15 protein-coding genes and 1 riboswitch are annotated in these 16,631 nt (G+C 41.4%); of the genes, 1 reads left to right on the top strand and 14 read right to left on the bottom strand.

Annotated elements, in window-relative coordinates; translation table 11 throughout:
• Positions 1-15: 15 nt before the first annotated feature.
• The 10 genes from T546_RS0102485 to citD all read right to left on the bottom strand — a co-directional run bounded on the left by T546_RS0102485 (position 16) and on the right by citD (position 9,585).
• Positions 16-705, bottom strand: coding sequence for a beta/alpha barrel domain-containing protein (locus tag T546_RS0102485; RefSeq protein ID WP_026890257.1), 690 nt, complete (start codon positions 703-705; stop codon positions 16-18).
• Positions 706-842: 137 nt separating this feature from the next.
• On the bottom strand, positions 843-2,102 hold the full coding sequence (locus T546_RS0102480; RefSeq protein WP_026890256.1) for a cytochrome P450: 1,260 nt from the start codon (positions 2,100-2,102) through the stop codon (positions 843-845).
• A 116-nt stretch (positions 2,103-2,218) separates the two neighbouring features.
• Entirely contained in the window at positions 2,219-2,548 is a 330-nt protein-coding gene (locus tag T546_RS0102475; protein WP_026890255.1) for a hypothetical protein, read from the bottom strand.
• Positions 2,549-2,859: 311 nt separating this feature from the next.
• The gene (gene ribH / locus T546_RS0102470; protein WP_026890254.1) at positions 2,860-3,327 is read right to left on the bottom strand and encodes a 6,7-dimethyl-8-ribityllumazine synthase; all 468 of its coding nucleotides are present in this window, start codon (positions 3,325-3,327) and stop codon (positions 2,860-2,862) included.
• Positions 3,328-3,346: 19 nt separating this feature from the next.
• Positions 3,347-4,546 (bottom strand): bifunctional 3,4-dihydroxy-2-butanone-4-phosphate synthase/GTP cyclohydrolase II, encoded by a 1,200-nt coding sequence (locus T546_RS0102465; protein ID WP_026890253.1) that lies wholly within the window; start codon positions 4,544-4,546, stop codon positions 3,347-3,349.
• An 11-nt stretch (positions 4,547-4,557) separates the two neighbouring features.
• Positions 4,558-5,196, bottom strand: a complete 639-nt coding sequence (locus T546_RS0102460; RefSeq protein ID WP_026890252.1) for a riboflavin synthase — start codon at positions 5,194-5,196, stop codon at positions 4,558-4,560.
• Entirely contained in the window at positions 5,178-6,278 is a 1,101-nt protein-coding gene (gene ribD, locus T546_RS0102455) for a bifunctional diaminohydroxyphosphoribosylaminopyrimidine deaminase/5-amino-6-(5-phosphoribosylamino)uracil reductase RibD (RefSeq protein ID WP_026890251.1), read from the bottom strand. Before ribD ends, T546_RS0102460 begins: the two co-directional genes overlap by 19 nt.
• Positions 6,279-6,614: 336 nt before the next feature.
• A riboswitch (FMN riboswitch) is annotated at positions 6,615-6,727 on the bottom strand.
• Between the two features lie 70 nt (positions 6,728-6,797).
• The gene (gene citF, locus T546_RS0102450) at positions 6,798-8,360 is read right to left on the bottom strand and encodes a citrate lyase subunit alpha (protein WP_026890250.1); all 1,563 of its coding nucleotides are present in this window, start codon (positions 8,358-8,360) and stop codon (positions 6,798-6,800) included.
• A gap of 17 nt (positions 8,361-8,377) precedes the next feature.
• A complete protein-coding gene (locus T546_RS0102445; protein ID WP_026890249.1) occupies positions 8,378-9,289 on the bottom strand; it encodes an aldolase/citrate lyase family protein in 912 nt (303 codons plus the stop codon).
• Positions 9,286-9,585 carry a citrate lyase acyl carrier protein gene (citD, locus tag T546_RS0102440; RefSeq protein WP_024835675.1) on the bottom strand — a complete coding sequence of 100 codons (300 nt, stop codon included), beginning with the start codon at positions 9,583-9,585 and terminating at the stop codon, positions 9,286-9,288. Before citD ends, T546_RS0102445 begins: the two co-directional genes overlap by 4 nt.
• Positions 9,586-9,839: 254 nt before the next feature.
• On the opposite strand from citD, the gene T546_RS0102435 reads away from it, so the two are divergent.
• Positions 9,840-10,697 (top strand): LysR family transcriptional regulator, encoded by an 858-nt coding sequence (locus T546_RS0102435; RefSeq protein WP_026890248.1) that lies wholly within the window; start codon positions 9,840-9,842, stop codon positions 10,695-10,697.
• 204 nt (positions 10,698-10,901) lie between these two features.
• On the opposite strand, the gene T546_RS0102430 is transcribed toward T546_RS0102435, so the two are convergent.
• From T546_RS0102430 to T546_RS22655, 4 genes are all read right to left on the bottom strand, one after another.
• The gene (locus tag T546_RS0102430) at positions 10,902-12,581 is read right to left on the bottom strand and encodes a glycoside hydrolase family 43 protein (protein WP_166429791.1); all 1,680 of its coding nucleotides are present in this window, start codon (positions 12,579-12,581) and stop codon (positions 10,902-10,904) included.
• A gap of 274 nt (positions 12,582-12,855) precedes the next feature.
• Positions 12,856-13,692, bottom strand: a complete 837-nt coding sequence (locus T546_RS0102420) for an ABC transporter permease (protein ID WP_026890246.1) — start codon at positions 13,690-13,692, stop codon at positions 12,856-12,858.
• A gap of 1 nt (position 13,693) precedes the next feature.
• Complete coding sequence (locus T546_RS0102415) at positions 13,694-14,614, bottom strand: daunorubicin resistance protein DrrA family ABC transporter ATP-binding protein (protein ID WP_026890245.1); 921 nt, start codon at positions 14,612-14,614, stop codon at positions 13,694-13,696.
• 265 nt (positions 14,615-14,879) lie between these two features.
• Positions 14,880-16,622 carry a glycoside hydrolase family 13 protein gene (locus tag T546_RS22655; RefSeq protein WP_166429790.1) on the bottom strand — a complete coding sequence of 581 codons (1,743 nt, stop codon included), beginning with the start codon at positions 16,620-16,622 and terminating at the stop codon, positions 14,880-14,882.
• Positions 16,623-16,631 lie beyond the last annotated feature (9 nt).

Here is a 16,631-nt window from a genome sequence, read left to right as displayed (position 1 = left end):
AATTATAAAGATCTTTCAATCTAAATCAGTCATCTTACAACGTTTCCGATACTCTTCCATGATATGTCTGAATATCTCACCATTACTTGGAGGGGTATATGTAATGGCATTTGCTCCTGCTTCTATGACGGCCTCAATGGTTTCTCTGTTTGGGCCACCGGTTGCTATAATTGGAAATGTTTTATCGATCCTGCGCAGCTCCTTTATAATCTCGACGGTATTGCGGCCACCGGATACGTTAATGATGTTAGCACCCGATTCCAGCATACGTTCTTCCAGATTTTCATGAATAGAAATAATGGATAATACAATGGGAATATCAATATAATCCGATAAAGCTTTAACAAAATCTGTTTTCGTTGGCGCATTGAGCACGACTCCAATGGCTCCATGGAGTTCCGCATCAAGGGCAATTTCCCGAACTCTGGCACCAGAGGTAGTGCCGCCTCCCACACCTGCAAAAACAGGTTTTTGCGATACATCAATAATGGCATTTGTGACCTGCAAGGTAGGGGTGAAGGGGTATACGGCGATGACAGCATCTGCGTTGCAATTAGCAATAATGGCTACATCCGTAGAGAATAAGATCGATCTTATCTTCTGCCCATTAATTATAATTCCTGATGCCTGATTTATGGATTCTGGAACAATTACTGTATGGCTGCGCAAGTTCGTATTGATTCTCGGCACAATTTTATCATTCATATGTTTGTTCCCCTTTTCATTTTAGTTATTTCGTATTTTAGATTATATCATATCTTAATACACAAAAAAACGAGTATTTTTTTCAATTTACTCGTTTTTTATAACCTGTAAATATATAGAGTACATTCTTCGATGACTCAGACTTTTCTTTTTATATTCTTCATTATAAATCCGCTTTCAGGCAAGGTAGGAATCCTGGAGAGACGAAAGCTCAAATCCTGTTCTGGAACTTCAAACTCAATTTTGTTCACCAGAAAATCGAGACTTGCTTTCATTATCTCAATCGTAATACCTTCTCCTGGGCACCGATGCCCCTTGGCAGGATCACCGCCTCCCTGGGGGATAAAGCTGTATGTCCTGTCCTTTTCTTCCAAAAAACGCTCTGGCTCAAATTGATCAGGATTCTTCCAGATATGGGGATCATGATCCATCCCGTATACATCAAGCAATACCAAAACTCCTTTTTTAAACCCATACCCATTCCATTCAAAATCTCTATGAACCCTTGCTCCAAGAAATGGAGTAAATGGATAATACCTGCGGACCTCCTGCACAAACATTTCGTAATAATTATGATGATTTCTAAGTAATTCATCATGGCACTGGGGGTGTTCATAGACTGCTAATGCAGTAAACGTTATATAGGTTGAAATCGCCACAATGGGTCGAATTACGTTAATCAGTTCCTTTGCAGCCATTGAAAGCTCCATCTGATTTCCGTCTTGGTCCCTGTGAAAGGCCATTAATTTCAGCGGGGAATTCTCTTCCGGTTTCAGCTTACCCAGTCTCACATCGTCGATAATGCCTTGAATCCATTCCTCCGTTTTATTACGCCCTGACTTACCTTTCCAGTATCTTGGACCAACGCCTCCTATTCCATCAATCATGGAACAGAAATCATCTGCCCTGTCTTCGATTTCATTCTCCTTTATAGGGACGCCTGTCCACTTACACGCTGCTTTGCATATAATATTTTTCATTTCATGAAAAAGAACAATTTCTTTCTTTTCCATCCACTGAAAGACAGACGCTTCCAATTCTTCCTTATATAGCCGGGTCAATTCGTTTTGACGATCTTCCGTCATCAGAGACATGAAAAATAATTTGCGCTCCGTGTGGGGCTTCTTATCCATTCCCTGAATGGCATTAACTCCAAACAGTGTTTTTTGTATTCTCATGGGCATTGCACCTTTTCGTTGAAACAGTTCTTCATTGTAAAAGATCTTGCAAGCCTCTTCTCCGCTTAAGCATATTGCTTTCTCACCCATAATATGAGTTTCAAACATGTTGCATTCATAGCGATCCGTTCTATTTTTAATAAACAGGTATCCTTCTTCCAATATGTTCAGCGTATGATCTAAGCCTTTATCCTGTATGATTCTATCTTTTACTTCCATTTTTTCTCCCTTATATCAATAATTATTTTGTCAAAAGTAAAATACTTATCGTTTTATTATCGCTCGATAGCTAATAATTATTCGTTTGAAGAGAGTTATGTACGGTTAATTAAATATTATGCCTCCATAAATGCTGTTAGATATAACTTAAGGCAGGTCCTTATTTGGGAGGCCTGCCTAAAAAGATTATTCATAATCATATCCATCATCATAATTATAGTTATAATTATCATCAAAGTTATCGTCAAAATCCTCGTTAAAACCTTCGTTAAAACCTTCGTTAAAATTCTCGTTAAACCCCCTTGATCTCCAGCGGCACTTCCTACAGCCATCTCTGAAACCCTGCCAGTAAGCCTCTCTGATCTCTCTTCTGCACCGTTCATTGTTACCATTGTTACCATTATTATTGCCATTATTCCAATTGCAACGGCGTCTGCAGCAACCACAGTTAAAGCAGCCCATTCATCTCACCTCCTTTCCTATCATCATACTTTATTGTATGTTATCAAAAGACAAGTTGTGAAAATGTACCATTCTTGCAATCCATAATGAAAGAATTTTGATTCCTAACTATAGTGCTGCCAAAAAGAGAGAGGCGATTATCTCGCCCCTCTCATGAAATATTGTTTTTATTCTTATACACGAAAACACGCATGCTGATATCTTCATTTCTCTTACTCATATTTCCATATATTTATAATTACTTTACCATTCTTGACTGTGCAGAAGCGCTAGAATTGAAGGTCTAATTATCGTTTCAGCCTTCCATATCCCGTATTAAGTTTACCATTTCAATGGCACCTACCGCACAATCGAAGCCCTTGTTGCCAGCCTTTGTTCCGGCACGTTCAATGGCCTGCTCAATATTTTCAGTTGTGAGAACACCAAACATCACTGGAATATCACTGTTTAAAGATACATGGGCAATCCCCTTGGAAACTTCGCTGCATACATAGTCATAATGGGTGGTGCTTCCACGAATGACAGCACCCAGGCAGATGATTGCATCATATTTTCTGCTTTTTGCCATTTTGGAGGCAATGAGCGGAATTTCAAATGCGCCGGGAACCCATGCAATGTCAATGTCATCCTCGCTGACTTCGTGACGTTTCAATCCATCAAGTGCACCGCCAAGCAGTTTGCTTGTAATAAATTCATTAAATCGTGCGGCAACAATACCAATCTTAATGTCCCTGGATACTAAATTTCCCTCGAATGTTTTCAATGTTTTAATCTCCTTTTATTTAATAATGTAAGATGTGACCCATTTTTTTCTGCTTGGTTTTCAGATAGAATAAGTCGTGATCCGTAGCTTCCATTTCAATGGGAACCCGCTGGGTGATTTCCATGCCAAATCCGGAAAGTTGATATACCTTATCCGGATTATTGGTCAGCAGACGAAGGGTCTTGACTCCAAGGTCCCTTAAAATCTGTGCGCCAATGAAGTACTCCCGCATATCTCCAGGAAAGCCAAGAGAAAGATTGGCTTCCAAGGTATCCAGCCCCTGATCCTGAAGCGCGTAGGCGCGGAGCTTATTAATCAGCCCAATGCCCCGCCCCTCTTGACGCATGTAAAGCAGAATCCCCCTTCCCTCTTTTTCAATTTGCATCATGGCTGCCGCGAACTGCTGTCCACAGTCACATCGCATGGAACCGAACGCATCTCCAGTCAGGCATTCCGAATGAACCCGGCATAACAGATTTTCCCCATCACCAATTTCACCCTTTACCAGTGCCACGTGATGCTCCCCGTTGAGCTTGCTGATATATCCGTAAGCCTTGAAATCACCATACCTTGTAGGCATAGATGTGCAGGTTATCTGCTCAACCAGGGTTTCATTTCTTTTGCGGTAATCCTGTAAGGCTTTGATGGTAACTATCTTAAGGTCCCATTTCTGTGCCAGCTCCATAAGCTCTGGTGTACGCATCATAGTTCCGTCTTCCCTCATGATCTCACAGCAAAGACCACATTCCTTTAAACCTGCCAACCGCATAAAATCCACAGTAGCTTCAGTATGCCCGTTTCTCTCCAGTACGCCGTTTTTCTTTGCAAGGAGGGGAAACATATGGCCGGGACGGCGAAAATCCTCCGGTTTGCTTTCCTCAGCAACGCATTTCAAGGCTGTGATGCTCCGCTCTGCCGCCGAAATGCCAGTGGTGGTGGTCACATGGTCAACGGATACGGTAAATGCTGTCTTATGATTATCCCGGTTATCCTCCACCATCTGGGGAAATTGGAGCTTTTGGCAAAGGGCTTCGCTCATGGGCATACATATCAGACCTTTACCATGTACCGCCATAAAATTTACATTTTCAGTTGTGGCAAACTCCGCTGCACAGATAAAGTCACCTTCATTTTCTCTGTCCTCATCATCTGTAACCAAAATAATTTTACCAAGGCGAAGGTCCTTAAGCGCCTCTTCGATTGTGTTAAATTGAACCATATTTATTCCTCCTAAAAGCCGTTTTGGGCAAGAAATTCGGCTGTGATATTGTTGCTTTGAGTTTCTTTTCCCATCAGGCGTTCCACATATTTACCAATGCAGTCATTTTCTAAATTGACCAGATCCCCTACACGCCGTTTGGCTAGTGTTGTGAATAGAGCCGTGTGAGGTATGATGGAAACATCAAAGCTGTCCTTATACACATTTGCAACTGTGAGACTGATTCCGTCAATGGCAATGGAGCCTTTCTCAATGATGTAGCGAAGAACCGGAAGGGGTGTTTTGATTTTATACCAGATAGCGTTATCATCTCTTTGTATGTTAAGAATCGTGCCGGTTCCATCTATATGACCGGAAACGATATGACCGCCAAATCTGCCGGTTGCAGGCATCGCCCTCTCCAGATTAACCGGACTTCCCATACGAAGACTCCCCAGTGATGACCGGTTCATGGTCTCATGCATCACATCGGACGCAAAGCCAGCGGTAGAAATCGTAGTCACTGTAAGACAAACACCATTTACTGCAATGCTGTCACCCAAATGAATGTCATCCATGATCTTCAATGCCTGAATCCTTAAGACAGCAGAGCTTGCTCCTTTTTTCACACTTTCTATCGTTCCAATTTCTTCTATGATTCCTGTAAACACCAAATCACCTCGCTTTCCAACAAAATATCCTCCCCAACCTGTGTAATCACTGGCTTTTTCAGCCGAAATGCTTCATTGGGGCGAGTAACACCAAGCCCTTCCACCGGAGATTTTCCACTGCCGCCAAACACCTTTGGAGCCATATACGCCTGTATCTTATTGACAATGCCGTTTTTAAGTGCTGACCAATTCAGTGTGCCTCCTCCCTCCAGCAAAAGACTGTCAATCTGCTTTTCACCCAATTTTATCATCAAACTGTTTAAGTCAATATGATTATCTTTTTGAGGAAGTACCATAATCTCACAGCCCGCATCCAGGTATGGCTTATGTCGTTTTGCCTCTGTGACTGCCGTTGCAATAAGTGTGGGGGCTGCATCATTTGTAGTTACAATGTTTGCGTTCACTGGTGTTCTTAAATTGGTATCACAGATAATTCGCAGCGGATTTCTGCTGTTTTCCAGCCGACAGGTCAGCATGGGATCGTCTGCGAGAACAGTACCAACTCCGACCATAATGGCAGAATAACGGTGTCTGTCCTCATGAACACGCCGTCGAGCCTCTGGGCCAGTGATCCATTGTGACTTTCCGGTATAGGTGGCGATTTTTCCATCCATGGTCATGGCATATTTCATAACTACATAGGGGGTTCTGCTTTGAATGTAATGGAAAAAGCTTTCGTTTAGTTTGTCACATTCATCCTTTGCAGTATTCTCAATTACCTCAATACCGTGAGACCGTAAAATCTCAATTCCTTTCCCGGCGACCAGCGGATTGGGATCACCGGAACCGACTACCACACGGGTAATACCACTTTCTATGATCGCGTCGGTACAGGGTGGTGTTCTTCCATGATGACAGCAGGGTTCCAATGTCACATAGAGCGTTGCCCCCTTTGCAGATGCCTGACAGCCTGCCAGTGCTATCCTCTCGGCATGAAGTTCTCCATATTTTTTGTGATAGCCCTGCCCAATGATGCTTCCCTCCTTTACGATTACCGCCCCCACCATTGGGTTGGGGTTCACCCACCCGCATCCCTGTTTTGCAAGTTGAATTGCAAGACGCATATAATCTATATCTTTCATATTGCACCTCCTTCTGAATTTAAAGAGTCTGATTTACCGAACTCAGGCAATGACGCTTTGCCACGTTAGTGACAAGGGCACTTTTTATGCATTAAGACAATATTTTAATTACATAAAAAATACCCTGAACAAAATGTTCAGGGCTAAAAATATATGCAGCGCTTTCTTCCACGCAAACCAGAATCCTTACTAAAAAATGCCTTGAACACGAACATGTTCAAGGCATTTTAGAAAGCGAGTGACGGTTACGCTGAATGGAAATAAAAATAAAAGCTCTGAAATGGTAATTCATTTCAGAGCATAATCTAAATATCCACGCAAAAAACGTAAATCATTCTTTATCTTCTACTATCAGACTTTACTGTCGGCTTCGGAATTTAACCGAATCAACCTTGCGGTTCGTGGGCTATACCACCGGTCGGGAATTTCACCCTGCCCCGAAGATTTTATTCAATTGGCGTTATTATACTACTGTCGGAGCATCATGTCAATGAAAATATTATTGTCAGCTGTTCTGTCTTAATCCTCATATTCATATGGTTTTACCTGACGCACTACATCAAGGATTGTTCCATCACGAGCTTCCACAATAGCAACTACCTTATCTTCCCATTCCAGCAAATCTGGCTCCCCAACAAGGCTGTATGCTTTTTCCTGTAGGGATTCAATTGTTACATGCTTAATACCAGCTTTGTTCAGGCACTCAATGATATCCTGACGTGCTGGATTAACGGCAATGCCATAATCTGTTACCAAAACATCTACACATTCTCCTGGTGTTGTTACGGTTACTACATCCTTGCAGACTGTCGCCATTCGACCACGGGTAAGAGGTGTTACAATAATGCAGCATTTGGAACCTGCAGCAGTATCGGGATGTCCACCTGGAGCTCCACGTAGTACACCATCGGATCCAGTAATAACATTTACATTAAATTTCGTGTCGATTTCCAGGGCAGAAAGGACTACATAATCCAGTTTATTTACATATGCACCTTTATTAGCCGCATTTGCATATTCACTTAAATCAATTTCAATGTGATGTGGATTACTGAATAAATGAGCTGCAGCACCCTGATCAAAGTCCTGGGTATCCAGAATGTAATCCACATAACCTTTATCCTGTAATGCACAGATTGCGGAACTGGTACCTCCAAGAGCGAAGCTCATTTTAATCCCTGCTTTTTTCATATGCTCTTCCAGAAAACGGTTTACCGCAAGGGAAGGGCCGCCGACTCCTGTCTGAAAAGAAAATCCATCTTTAAAATAAGGAGTCGCTACAATGACATTTGCAACATTCTGAGCCATCATAAGTTCACGTGGATTGTCTGTCATACGTGCTTCCTTTGTTGCAATCTTCTTTGGATCACCAATTGCATCCACAACACAAACCGCATCTACATCAATACAAGAAATGGATGACGGAAGGTTGGGGAATGGAACCAGTGTGTCAGTGATAATAACTGTGTGATCCGCATAGCGTGCATCATGGTTTGCAAATCCCATAGAGCCACAGTTATTTTTTCCTCCCTGCCCCTTGGCATTGCCACAGCTGTCAGAGGTTGCTGCTGCCAGAAATGCAATATCAATATGCACTTCTCCTGCTTCCACTGCCCGGGGACGTCCGCCATGGCTTCTGATGATTGCAGGCTTTTTTAGTTTTCCAGCGGATATCACTTCGCCGATACGTCCACGAACCCCTGAGGTCTGCGCCTCTATAATAATTCCCCGTTCCATATAATCTGCAAAAATATCCTGGGCAGAACCAAGAGAGGTTGCTGCAACGTGTAAATCTTTCAGTCCCATTTCTTCTACTAGCACTTTACAGACCATTGCAGCTACATAATCACCATCACGAAACTCCGTATGAAAAGAAAATGTCATTCCATCATGTGCTCCACACCGTTCGCAAGCTTCACGGATTGTCTCGCAAATTTTGCTCTCCATTGGTTTTTCACCGCGCTTTACGGTAGGAGAAGCCTTTTTGATATACTGTCCATCTTTATAATTTCTTCCCTGATATACCTCACGGCCATCTGTTAACAGATAATCCGGGATATCTCTTCCAACTGCGTTAATCATATCCTATTCTCCCTTTCTTACAGATCGCCGTGATAAACGCCACATGCCTTTGCCAGTGCAATGATACGCTTCGCATCCTCAAAGAACGGAATATCAACCATTTTTCCGTCGACTGTATATACACCGATTCCTGCATCTGCCTGTGCCTGACAACCTCGTACCAACTTTTCGGCATAGACAATCTCTTTTTCTGTAGGTGCGAATGTTTCATGTACAAAAGCAATCTGCTTCGGATTTACGATACTCTTACCATCGAAGCCCATCTGATGATTCTGAATAACTTCAGCCTGAAACCCTTCCATATCATCAATGTTTGGAAACATGGTATCAAAGCATTGTACACCTGCCGCACGGGCTGCCAACAGCATCTGCCCGCGGGCAACCATCATTTCTACACCACCGCGCTGAATCTGCACATGCATGCTCTTACGGAAATCACCTCCGGAAATCGCGCAGCCAAGCATACGGTCAGATGCAGTAACAATATCATACGCATTCATGATTCCCATAGGGCTTTCCAGTGCCGCCATCAGAAGTGTCCTTCCTTCCTCAACACCGAACTCCCGCTCTGCTGCTAATACGGCCTCCTCTACCTGATGGACCATTTCTGCATTTTCACATTTTGCTATCCGGATTCCGTCTGCTCCTCCGGCAACACATACACGAACATCCTCCTGCCAATGCGGCGTATCAAGGCCATTGATACGAACAAGGACCTCCGTATCTCCATAATCAATATTCTTTAATGCATGATACAGACTAAAACGTGCTGCATCCTTCTGATTTTCAGCCACAGCATCTTCCAGATCCAGGATAATACTGTCACTTCCATAAATATAGGCATCTTTAATAAGACCTGGTTTCTGCGAATTCATGAACATCATTGTGCGGCGCAGACGCTTTTTATCTGGCTTTGGTCGTTGAATCATTTGATAATACCTCCCCATGGAATATTGGAAGCGGACTGATCGCAGCTACGATATACGGCGCATTCCACACGTGCTTTTAGTGTACAATCAAGTGCTCCTTTGTCAATAACAGTTACCTTTGCATTCGTTACTTCCAGCCGATTCAGAGTTTCCAATACAGCGGCCTTAATCTGGCGTCCATACTGATTTAATACACTGCTCTGGATATTGAGTTCCAAACCGTTTCCAGGTTCTATTGTGACCTGTGCATCACTGGATTCCAGCGTGCCGGCTACTGCACTATTTTTAATTAGCATTGAGGTTTCTCCTTTTTCATTTACGTTGAATAAAATTTAGGTATATTTGCCTGCTGAGTTCATTGTATCCTTGTTTAACCATCGTGTAAAATTCATAATATTTCTCGTATTCCAGTCCATTTTGGAATTTATATCTACTCTGTATCAATTTCATGATTACATTATAAACTATACACAAAAAGTTGTTACTTGATTTAAAAAGGGGGTTGATGTAACATGAATATATGGAATGGAAAATTAAAAAAGGAGAGAACATGGACGAGAAAGATTTTGAGATGCTAAGCATCCTGAATGAAACCAGAAACATCACACGTGCAGCAGAACGACTTTATATTACGCAGTCCGCTCTGTCAAAAAGAATAAAAGCCATTGAAAAAGAATTGGATACAGAATTACTAATTCGTTCCCGCCAGGGCATCCGTTTTACTCCTGCCGGCGAAGCAGTACTGGAACACAGCACATCCGCAGCCAGAGAAATGAATTTGCTGCGAATCTACCTGGAAACTATGAATGAGGAAATATGCGGAACACTTAATATGGGCGTCTCCGTTAATTTCGCCCTTTATAAATTACCTGATGCCCTGGCGGAATATCATGAGAAATATCCAAAAGTGAATTTGCAGATTACCACAGGACAAAGCCGCCATCTTTACCGCCAGATGCTGGACGGCTCTCTGGATCTTGCTGTAATTCGTGGAGAATATTCCTGGGACGGCGTCCAATATCTCCTGTCTCAGGAAAACATCTGCCTGGTTTATAATGAGGAATATGAAAACACCCCTCTATCTGACTACCTATATATCAGTCACAAAACAGATATGGCCCAGTCTGCAATGATTACACGCTGGATTCATGAACAAAACTTAAATCCCAGAACAAACGGGATATGTGTAGACAGTATTACTGCATGTGTGGAAATGGTAAAACGTGGATTAGGCTGGGGACTCTTGCCGGAAATAGCGCTAGAGCATTTTAATGGCTGCCAAATACCTTGTACCTTTAAAAACGGCGAGCCTTTTATAAGACGAACTTATATTTACTGCCAGCGGGAGGCCCAGAAACTACCACAAATAGAAGCATTTATGGAGATTTTAAAAAATAATCGTTTCTAGTACTGACGCGTTGTCACGTTTGAGATTACCTTCCTTAAACGAATCAAGTGCATACCGCCTAACAGGGTATTAAAAAGGAACTGCTCCAGCAGCTCCTTTTTAATGTTCTTTATTTATTTATCCTCACTTTTAACTGGACCGGAGGCAGCTTTTTAGTATAATACCTCTTTGTAGATAGTCTAAATGTTTATTTTTATAAGAAAATCACTCTGATTTTATGCCCCAAATACATGTATTGTTATCTCCCACAGTGGAAAAAGTCATTGTTGGCTCTGCAGTACCATTTTCGTCGTGCTGTTTGAAAAATACTCCCTGATATTCCGTACCATTTATATTCATTGTGATATAATCATACTTATTTCCTTTGGTCTGTTTCCAGGTTCCCGTTTTGTCTCCCTGGATCTTTCCGTTTTCAAGCAGAGTAATCGTTTCTTTCTTCACCATGTCAGACGTGGTTTTCTGACCATGATCGTATAAATCATATTTGCCCAACACCTCCTTGGAGTCATAATGATTGATAGGATCATTTTTGTTTTCAAATACAGCAGTCACCGGCCAGCCCTTTTGGTTTAAAAATTGCTGATGAACCCGAACCTCATGGTTTTCCGTTCCGTTATCAAATCTTTGATGATAAATCAGATAACGATTCTTACCCCCGTCAATGATAGCGCTGTTATGCCCTGCTGCCTTATATCCAATGCTGCTATTTCTTAACTTATAATTGCCCATAAGCTTTATTCCGTACTGCTCATTATTGCTGTTATTACCAGCCGCATTTTTCCCTGATGCATCAAGATAGGGGCCGGTGACCTCCTTTGAACGGAACAGGCGCATGTTGTACCCACCATTGGCTGTCAGACCACCATAGGTTTCATAAAGATAGTAATAGCCGCTTTCCTGGTCATATATGATATAGGGTCCTTCCCCTGACTGGTGATTCCCACCAGCCAGATGGACACCAAAATATCGGTCCACGTAATTTCCGCTCACTCCATCTACAGAATCCGTTCCAGGATACTTCACTGCTCCCGTCTCCCGATCCAGTTCACATAGGTAGATCCCTCCCGACCAGGAGCCATAAACCATGTAAAGCTTATTGCCTGTTTTATCAAAAAACAAGGTGGGATCAATGGCATTCGGACCATAATTATGGTTCCATTCATTTCCTTTAAACCATTGATTGCTGATCCCATTCTTTAAAACACCGGAATCCGTCAGTTTTTTTATATTCAGGTAATTATTATCCCACCTTGTATTCCTTCGGCTGTTTCCATCTGTCTTTCCATCTTTTGTAAAACCAGAATAAATTACGGTGTCCACATAGGTGTAAGGCCCCTCTATATTTTTAGATATGCCGTAACCAATACAGGACCTTCGCCAGGTCGAGGAGGCGCTGTAGTAAATCATATAGGCACCTTTGCTACCGTCTTTATTCCGGTAATAGGGATTCCAAATAACATCCGGTGCCCAGACAGCATACTTTCCGCCGGAACAATCCCCGTCATCATAGCCCGCCCATAGAAATGATCCTTTTAAATTTTCTCTTACATTTCCATAGAGCCAGTTATTTGTTACATTGTCATAATCAGTTCCCAGAGAAGTCCAATTGAGCAGATCCTTTGATTTTGCACCAGCAAGATGGGAACCAAAGATATAATATTCTCCGTCCTTTGCCTGAACGATTGACGGGTCGTGGACTGATACCCGCTTTGGTGCAGCCTGATTGTTTTGTGTGGACTCACTGCCTTCTTCTGCCTCCGCCTGAAACATAAATGCAATTACAAAAATTGCAAGAACCCCTGCGACTGCCAGATACCTTCTAAACGTTCTGCTTCTAACCACTCCACTCATAAATACCTTCCCCCTTGAAATTCCAACTTTCATTTCTTCCTTCCTCCATGGCGGGCAAACTCCTATTGCAGCAAATTCTGTTACATATTGAATTTCTCCTTTTAAGATGCATTTGTATACGATCCCATTACACATGGACAGGAAGAACGCTTCCTTATAGCGTATTGTACTATTTCACAAAATATCACATATTCACAGGTACAAGTACATCAATCACGTAATCAATATCATTCATAACAAAATAGCCTGCCAGAATAGTTTCATTCCAGCAGGCTATCATGCTCTTATTTAATGGTATATCAAAATATTATCCCCAAAGCGCATTGGCATCGGTGGCACTTCGATTCAATCTTGAAAAATCTGTCTTAACAAAGGATATGGTCGAAAGAAGCAGGAACACCAAACCAATGACCAGGATAACTCCAAACGTCATCATCGGAGTAATTGCAAAACCATTTATTTCAACCACCAGTCCTTCTTTAATCAGTTCAGAAACAGGAAGATTGCCTTTTTCCAAGACGATCATTCTAAAAAATGCTGTGGCATAAGTCATTGGATTAAAGTAAGCGACAAACTTCAGAGAGCCTGGCAGCATGGACAATGGAACATAGGCACCGGACAGAAATGTCAGGGGCATTGTTACTGCTGTTTTGACGATCTGGAATGTTTGACCGTTGCGTACCTTTGTAGCTAAAAACAGCCCAACGCCAGAGAATACGATGCCAATAAAAATCATGGATACGAGCACCAATAAAGGAGTTTTCCAGTTCGTAAACTTTATACCGATAAATAAACCAATTACCAGGATCAGGATACCCTGTAAGGTGGCTACTGTTGCTGCGGACAGTAATTGTCCCATTGCAACATAAACTCTTTTTGCCGGAGAGACCAAAACTTCTTTCATAAAACCACTGACCATATCATCAACCGTTGAAGACGCAAGGTTCAGCGCACTTTCAAATACAGTCGTGATAATAACACCTGAAAGCATATAAGCGATGGGATTTTCAATGAAATCATTTTTAAATATTGCACCAAACACATATACAAAGAAAAAAGGAAATATGAGCGAAAATATTAACCCTGTTTTATTACGTACAAATGCTTTTAGTCCTCTTTTCCATAAGGCGAATACTGTATTCATATTATCCCTCCTCCCTAATCTTTTTTCCTGTTATCTCTAAAAATACATCATTAAAGGTTCCTTTTTTAATTTCAATATTGGTAATGTGCTCCTTATGAACGCTTAATACCTCCAGCAGACGATCCAGATCTTCTGCTTCCACCTTGTAATAACCATCTTTTTTTGAATAGTTTAATTGGTGCTCCGCTAGCAGGCGTTCAAACCCTTCTTCATCGTTTGTATTGATATAAGCCTTGTCCTTCGTATACTTTTTCTTCAGCGCGTAAGGGGTATCATGTGCTACAATTACCCCTCCATCCATAATTGCTATCTTATTGCAGATTTCGGCTTCTTCCATATAGTGGGTGGTCAGAAAGATGGTAATGTTCCTTTCTTTTTGAAGCTTCATAATATATTCCCATATATGTGCCCTGGTCTGGGGATCCAGCCCGGTTGTTGGCTCATCAAGGAATAAAACCTTGGGATAATGCACCAGGCCCCTGGCAATCTCAACACGCCGTTTCATTCCTCCTGATAAAGCGGAAACCATTTTCTTTCTTTCATTTGTTAAATCCACGAGGTTTAGAACAAACGTAATTCGTTCTTCTACTTCCTTGTTTGGAATGTTATAAAATACACAGTGCATTTTCAAGTTCTCTTCAATGGTCATTTTCGCATCAAGAGTGGAATCCTGAAATACAACTCCAATGGAAGACCGTACCTCACTTTTTTGCCTGCTCACATCTTTTCCATCGATCAGTAACGTACCGGAAGTTTTTTCAAAAATGGTACATAACGTATTTATGGTTGTGCTTTTTCCAGCACCATTTGGTCCCAGAAATGCAAATACACTGCCTTCTTCCACATCAAAAGATATATCGTTTACTGCGACAAAGTCACCATATTTTTTTGTGAAGTTTTTAACCTGAATGATTGGATTCATAGTTTTATCTCCTTATTGCTTATTGTGCGAAAAGCCCCCTATTTTATACGGTGCTCTAGTGTGGCCTAAGTGTTACTTTAAAAATTCAAGCTGCAATTACTATGAAATGCAGCTTGAATAATGCTATATTATCATAATAAAATATCATTTACAACAGAGAAAGTGTACCATGCTATTCCCCTTGTATCTTGTATACCAATCAAAAAAAGCGATGCCCTGCCATTGTTCATTTAAACAAATGGCAAAATACCGCTTTCCATTAAATCTATAAATATAGTTTATATCCCATTGCTTCCAGAAGCTCTTCATTTCCCGTGGAGGCAAAAATTATATTTTTCTCCCCTCTATTCCATTCCTGATCCATCTCTGAAACATTCAGACTTATAAATAATCTTCCCTTGCTTCCGTCTCTTACAAAAGTCAACAGTTTTTCATTGGTTTCTTCCCATAATACTTCATAGGAAGTGTCTTCCTCTATATATTCTTTTCTGATCTCTATGATCTTCTGCACAAATTCACATAGTTGTGGATTTTGGTTCCATACCATGGGATTCCTGTATTCGTTTTCCTTCATTCCGCTAATTGCCTGTTCATCGCCGTAAAACAAGCTGGGGACCCCCGGAAAGAGCATAAGGAGAATACAAGCTAATTTCCACTTCCGCAGGTCGCCCCTACAAAGAGATAGAAATCTGGGTACATCATGGGTATCCAAAAGATTCAGCTGTCCGTTTACAAGATTGGTAGGGTAACGGAGCCTCATCTGTTCCAGCTGTCTGGCTGCAGTTAATGCATTTTTATGGTCACCAATGATGTGATCACGGCAAATTCGTCTGAATTCGTAATTCATGGTTGAATCAAAGATATCTCCCCGAAGCCAGCTTTCTGCATTCTCCCACACCTCACCAATGAGAATTGCTTCCTTATTTTCTTTTTTTACTGCCTCTCTGAATTTTCTCCAAAAATTCCGGTCAATTTCATTTGCTACATCTAATCGCCATCCGTCTATTTGATACTCACGAATCCAATAAGTACCTACATTGGCGAAATACTTTTGCACCTCTTCATTTGAAGTATTTAGTTTTGGCATCTTAGGCTCATAAGCAAAGCAGGCATAACCAGGTTTTTCTTTTTCCGACTGGGGCCGGCGGACCGGGAACTTTAAGTCATAAAACCAATCAATATATTTTGAATTTTCTCCCTTTTCCATAACATCTTCAAAGGCAGAGAATTCCCAGCTGCAATGATTAAATACACCATCTATAATGATCTTCATCTCTCGTTTGTGAATTTCTTCCACTAAGTGTTTAAATTCCTCATTGGTTCCAAAACACGGATCAATGTGATAATAATCAATGGTATCATACTTGTGATATTCTCCTGCTGCAAATATGGGATTGAAATAAATGCAGTTAACGCCAAGTGCCTGAATATAATCCAGATTTTTTATAACTTCTTTCAGCGTTCCGCCTAATCTTGATCTACAGACCTTTCCATTTTCTAATACCACTTCCTTTGGCTGTGTGAACGAACCAGCTTCCTCACCGACAAAGCTATCCGGAAATATATTGTAAACGACTGCCTTCTTAAACCAAGCTGGTACATCTGGTATTTCATTTCTTAATATGTAGGGATACTGATAATACTCGCTTCTTTCTTCCATAACATTACGTTCAAAATAAAGAATTGCTAGTTCATTTGAAAAACGTTCTGAGTAATAATAGGTCCACTCTCCTTCATTTTGCAGCTTAAAATAATAGCATACACGGGTATATGGTGTTTCAAACGCTGCTTCATAATAGTCAAAAAGTTCATCCCTTGCTTTTATTTCCATCTGAATTTCTTCAAAAACAACGGGCGTGGCAGGACAAGCCCGATCACCATAGTATAAGGTACACGCAGAAACATTGTCCTTTTGTGTTCGTATTCTTATGGTCAATCTATGTTCAGAATTGGCAAATGCATAATTTGATAACGGAATATGCAAAACCGCCTCACGATTTATTTTCATGTTGTTTTT

Origin of the sequence: [Clostridium] aerotolerans DSM 5434, from assembly GCF_000687555.1 — a bacterium.
GTDB classification, from domain to species: Bacteria; Bacillota; Clostridia; order Lachnospirales; family Lachnospiraceae; genus Lacrimispora; species Lacrimispora aerotolerans.
This window is presented reverse-complemented; position numbering and strand designations above follow the sequence as displayed.